This window comes from Dietzia sp. E1 (genome assembly GCF_014145015.1).
In the GTDB taxonomy this organism is placed as follows: domain Bacteria; phylum Actinomycetota; class Actinomycetes; order Mycobacteriales; family Mycobacteriaceae; genus Dietzia; species Dietzia cinnamea_A.
On sequence record NZ_JAALDU010000125.1, the window covers coordinates 1 to 5,247 of the forward strand.

The 5,247-nt window shown below is 71.0% G+C and carries 5 protein-coding genes and 1 pseudogene; 3 read left to right on the forward strand and 3 right to left on the reverse strand.

Annotated elements, in window-relative coordinates:
- Positions 1-80 precede the first annotated feature (80 nt).
- Positions 81-479: pseudogene (locus tag G6030_RS05245) on the reverse strand (Fur family transcriptional regulator); the annotation flags it as partial.
- 4 nt (positions 480-483) lie between these two features.
- Positions 484-852, reverse strand: a complete 369-nt coding sequence (locus G6030_RS05250) for a metalloregulator ArsR/SmtB family transcription factor (RefSeq protein ID WP_187701552.1) — start codon at positions 850-852, stop codon at positions 484-486.
- A gap of 190 nt (positions 853-1,042) precedes the next feature.
- On the opposite strand from G6030_RS05250, the gene G6030_RS05255 reads away from it, so the two are divergent.
- Genes G6030_RS05255 through G6030_RS05265 form a run of 3 tightly spaced genes read left to right on the forward strand, consistent with a single transcriptional unit; the run spans position 1,043 to position 4,422 of the window.
- Positions 1,043-2,437: a glycine--tRNA ligase gene (locus tag G6030_RS05255; protein ID WP_007626421.1), complete on the forward strand. Its 1,395-nt coding sequence runs from the start codon at positions 1,043-1,045 to the stop codon at positions 2,435-2,437.
- 55 nt (positions 2,438-2,492) lie between these two features.
- Positions 2,493-3,110 (forward strand): YdcF family protein, encoded by a 618-nt coding sequence (locus G6030_RS05260; RefSeq protein WP_063974057.1) that lies wholly within the window; start codon positions 2,493-2,495, stop codon positions 3,108-3,110.
- Positions 3,111-3,159: 49 nt separating this feature from the next.
- The gene (locus G6030_RS05265) at positions 3,160-4,422 is read left to right on the forward strand and encodes a deoxyguanosinetriphosphate triphosphohydrolase (RefSeq protein ID WP_182642428.1); all 1,263 of its coding nucleotides are present in this window, start codon (positions 3,160-3,162) and stop codon (positions 4,420-4,422) included.
- Between the two features lie 63 nt (positions 4,423-4,485).
- Here G6030_RS05265 and G6030_RS05270 read toward each other — a convergent pair.
- The coding region (locus G6030_RS05270) for a serine hydrolase (protein WP_182642429.1) at positions 4,486-5,247 on the reverse strand (762 nt) is incomplete at its 5' end.

Sequence of the window (5,247 nt, forward strand, 5' to 3'; positions counted from 1 at the left end):
GTGGGCTCGGCCCCCGCGCGAGCGTCGGGCCCGCTCCCCGCATCGGCGCTGGCGTCAGGCCCGGCGTCGGCCCCGGCCTCGGCGCACCGTGCGCAGACGCCGAACAGCTCGACCGTGTGACTGACTTCGGTGAACCCGTGGGCCCGGCCCGCGCGGTGGGCCCACACCTCGACCCCCGGTTCCTCGACCTCCACGGTGAACCCACAGATCCGGCACACCAGGTGATGGTGGTGCGAGTCGGAGCACTTGCGGAAGATCAGCTCTCCGGAGTCGGTGCGCAACACGTCGACCGCGCCGGCGTCGGCCATCGACTGCAGGGTCCGGTACACGGTGGTGAGCCCGATTGTGTCGCCTCGATCGCGCAGCTCGGCGTGCAGGTCCTGCGCCGAACGGAAACCTTTGGACTCGTCGAGGAGACCCGAGATCGCGCTGCGCTGCCGGGTGGAGCGCACGCCGATGGGCCTGCGGGAAGAGGTCATGGCCCTACTGCTCCCCGGCGTGCCCGACGGCCGCCTCGACGATGTTGAGCATGTGCCCGTCGAGCAGCTCGTACCGCATCTCGCGTCCCTGCCGGTGGGACGAGACCACGCCCGAGGACTTGAGCACACGCAGGTGCTGGCTCACCAGTGGCTGGGCCACCCCGAGCGCGTCGACGAGCTCGTGGACGCACCGCGGCCCCTCCCGCAGCTGCAGGACGATCGCGATGCGCAGCGGCGCGGACAGGGCCCGCAGGAGTTCCCCCGCCGCGGACACCACACGGTCGGGCGGGAGGGGGACCGGGGCGGCCCGGTGGTCGGAGTCGTGGACGTCCGCGACCGGTTGGGGACCGGTCGATCGGGGTCCGGGTGCCATCGTCTCCACCTTCCGGGCTCGAGGTCGTTCTCGGTCGCCGCCGGCGCCGTGTCGGGTAGGGGACCCCAGTATCCCAGACCCGGGGGGTCGACCGGATACCCTGGTGAGAAGTGCCCGGGCGCAGGCCCGCGCCGAGGTGGTCCACTCCGACACCTCCGCCAACCGACTCATCAGAGGGAGAACCCCCGACGTGGCATCCTCAGCTTCCGTCATCGACACCGTCGTCAATCTCTGCAAGCGCCGGGGACTGGTGTACCAGTGTGGCGAGATCTACGGCGGGACGCGCTCGGCGTGGGATTACGGCCCCCTGGGCGTGGAGCTCAAGGACAACATCAAGAAGCAGTGGTGGCGCACGTTCGTCACGGGCCGCGAGGACGTCGTGGGCCTGGACTCGTCGATCATCCTGCCCCGCCAGGTGTGGCAGGCCTCAGGCCACGTCGAGACCTTCACGGACCCGCTGGTGGAGTGCCGCAACTGCCACACCCGCCTGCGTCAGGACCACCTGCAGGAGGCGTACGCCGCCAAGAAGAAGCTCGACTCGGTGGCCGACGCCCCGATGACCGAGATCGCGTGCCCCAACTGCGGCACCAAGGGACAGTGGACCGATCCGCAGCTGTTCTCCGGCCTGATGAAGACGTTCCTGGGCCCCGTGGACAACGAGACCGGCCTGCACTACCTGCGTCCGGAGACCGCGCAGGGCATCTTCATCAACTACAAGAACGTCATGACCACGGCCCGGCGGAAGCCGCCGTTCGGCATCGGTCAGATCGGCAAGGCGTTCCGCAACGAGATCACCCCCGGCAACTTCATCTTCCGCACCCGCGAGTTCGAGCAGATGGAGATCGAGTTCTTCGTCAAGCCCGACGAGGCCGACGAGTGGTTCAAGCGCTGGGTCGAGGACTGCTGGGACTGGTTCGTCGACCTGGGCATCGACCCGGAGAACATGCGCCGCTTCGACGTCCCCGACGACGAGCGCGCGCACTACTCGGCGGGCACCATCGACTTCGAGTACAAGTTCGGGTTCTCCGGAAACGAGTGGGGCGAGCTCATGGGCGTCGCCAACCGCACCGACTACGACCTGACCCAGCACCAGACCCACTCCGGCGAGGACCTGCAGTACTTCGACCAGGCCTCGGGCGAGAAGTACGTGCCCTACGTCATCGAGCCGAGCTTCGGTCTGACCCGGTCGCTCATGGCGTTCCTCATCGACGCCTACACCGAGGACGAGGCCCCCAACGCCAAGGGCGGCGTCGACACCCGGACGGTGCTCAAGCTGGACCGCCGTCTCGCCCCGATCAAGGCCGCGGTGCTGCCGCTGTCGCGCAACGCCGACCTGTCTCCCAAGGCCCGCGACCTGGCGGCCCAGCTGCGCAAGAACTGGAACGTCGACTTCGACGACGCGCAGGCGATCGGCCGTCGCTACCGTCGCCACGACGAGATCGGCACCCCGTTCTGCATCACCGTGGACTTCGACACGCTCGAGGACCAGGCCGTCACGATCCGCGAGCGCGACACCATGGCGCAGGAGCGGGTGGCCATCGACCAGGTGGAGGGCTACCTCGCCCAGCGCCTGATCGGGTGCTGACGGGCGCCCCTGGCACACTGGTCGGGTGAGAAGTTCCGGGTCCCCGCTCCGCGCGGTGTCCAGGGCCGTCAGCTGGGTCCTGACCATCGCACTGCTGTTGTGCCTGGTCATCCCCGGGTTCATCGCGTTCCGCGTCTGGCACGTCGCGCGAATCGATGACCGCACGCCGGCGGACGCGATCGTCGTGCTGGGGGCCGCCCAGTACAACGGCGTACCGACCCCGGTGTTCCAGGCGCGACTCGAACACGCGGCCCTGCTGTACGACGAGGGGGTCGCGCCGCAGATCATCACGGTCGGCGGTGGTCAGCCCGGTGACCTGTACACCGAGGCCGGGTCCGGCCGGGCCTATCTGACCCGGCTGGGAGTGCCCCCCGAGGCCGTCCTGGCGGTGGAGACCGGCACGAACACCGAGGGCAGCCTCGACGCCGTGGCCCAGACGGTGCGGGATCAGGGCGGACAGTCGGTGGTGTTGGTCAGCGACCCCACGCACTCGTACCGCTCGCGGATGATGGCCCGCGATGCCGGACTGGACGCGTGGACCTCACCGACCCGGCACGGGCCGGCGGTGTGGACCCGCGAGAACCAGATCATGAGCATCATCCGGGAGACCGGCGCGGTGCTCTGGTACCAGTACCACCGGATCGTCGGTAGCGATGTGGACTTCCCGGGATGAGCCGGCGACCCGGGGACGACGGGGGCGGCGACGCCCGGAGGGGACGGGCATGACGGGTTACGCGTACGAGGCGGCGGACGCCGAGCGGCGCGTGGACGAGGGGGCGGGACGTGCCAGGGGCAAGGCCAGTGAGCGCAGCCCGTTCGACCGCGACCGCGCCCGCGTCCTGCACTCGGCGGCACTGCGACGACTCGCCGACAAGACCCAGGTGGTGGGCCCCGGTGACGGGGACACCCCGCGCACCCGGCTCACTCATTCGCTCGAGGTGGCGCAGATCTCGCGCAGCATCGCCGCGGGCCTGGGCTGCGACCCGGATCTGGCGGACCTCGCGGGTCTGAGTCACGACATCGGCCATCCCCCCTACGGCCACAACGGCGAGCGTGCTCTGGACGAGGTCGCCCGCTCCTTCGGCGGTTACGAGGGCAACGCGCAGACCGTGCGGATCCTGTCCCGGCTCGAGCCCAAGGTCGTGGACGCCGACGGTCGGGGGGTGGGGCTGAACCTCACCCGCGCAGCCCTCGACGCCGCCACCAAGTACCCGTGGCTGCCGCGCGAGGGGACGCGGAAGTTCGGTGCCTACGCCGACGACGCGGACACCCTCGCCTGGATCCGGCAGGGCGCGCCCGGGGACACCCGGTGTCTGGAGGCCCAGATCATGGACTTCTCCGACGACGTGGCCTACTCGGTGCACGACGTGGAGGACGCGATCGTCGCCGGCCGCCTCGACCTGCGGTCGCTGACGGACCGGTCGGAGGTCGCCGCGCTCGCCGAGCTGGGGGCGGCCGAGTTCCGCGGCCCGGACGCCGACCAGTTGGAGCGGGCCGCCGGGCGCCTGGGCTCGCTCGAGGTGGTCCGTGCGGTCCAGCCGTTCGACGAGAGCTTCGCCGGGTTCGTCGCGCTCAAGGCCCTCACCAGCGAGCTGGTCGGCCGGTTCGTCATGCCCGCCATCCACGCGACCCGCGAGGTGCACGGCGCGAAGCCGCACGGTCGCTACAGCGCCGATCTCGAGGTGCCGGTCGAGGTCGAGGCCGAGGTCGTCATGCTCAAGACGATGGCCGTCCGCTACGTGATGAGCGATCCGGGCCACCGCCTGAGGCAGGACCGGCAGCGCGACCGGATCCATCGGGTCGCGGAGTTCCTGGCGCAGTCCGCGCCGGCGGGACTCGATCCGGTGCTGCGGCCGCTGTGGGATGCGGCCCCCGACGACGCCGCGCGCATGCGGGTCATCGTCGATCAGATCGCCCTGTACACCGAGAGCCGCCTCGAGCGGGTCGACCGCGCCAGCGCCGGCATCCAGGCCGCCTGGGGCTGATCCCGGGATCCGCGGCTGCCGCCCGGCGGGGGCGGCTACCGACCGGGGCGGGGCACCCGTCGGTCAGCCGACCGCGCGTGCGACCTCGCCGACCAGCCGGTCGACGCCCACCTCGTCGAGGCTCGAGCCGGGGGTGAAACCCGTGCGCACCACCACGAGATCGGCCGAGGGGACCACCACGACGTACTGCCCGTCGTGACCGGACGCCCAGTAGGCATCGGCCGGCATGCGGTCGAACCGGAGCGGGCCACCGTCATCGGCCCGGTTGAGCCACCACTGGGCGCCGTAGGGCTCGGGTTCGCCGCCCGCCGCGACGCCCGTGGTCGCGTAGTCCATCCACCCCTCTGGCAGGAGCCGCTGTCCGTCCACCTCGCCGTCGTCCATCACGAACTGACCGAACCGCGCCCAGTCACGGGGACTCGCCCACAGGTACGAGCTGCACACGGACCCGCCGGACGCGTCGGCCTCGAGGACGGCGCTGCGCATGCCCAGCGGGCGGAACAGCAACTCCTCGGCCATCTCGGGTCCCATCCCGGTGCGCTCGTGCAGGAGGTCGCAGAGGATGTTGGTGGTTCCGGAGGAGTACTGGCGGTACTTACCCGGGGTGTGGGCGGGCGGCCGGGACGCGGCGTAGGCGGCCATGTCCGGCTCGAGGTAGAGCATCCGGGTGACCGGGGTGCCGAGGTCGTACTCCTCGTCCCACTCGAGGCCGGAGGTCATGCGCAACAGGTGGTCGAGCGAGATCCCCGCCCGCTCGTCGGTCCACTCGGGGCGGAGCGCGGCGGTGGCGGGGTCGAGGTCGGCGTCGGGGAACTCGCGCTGTGC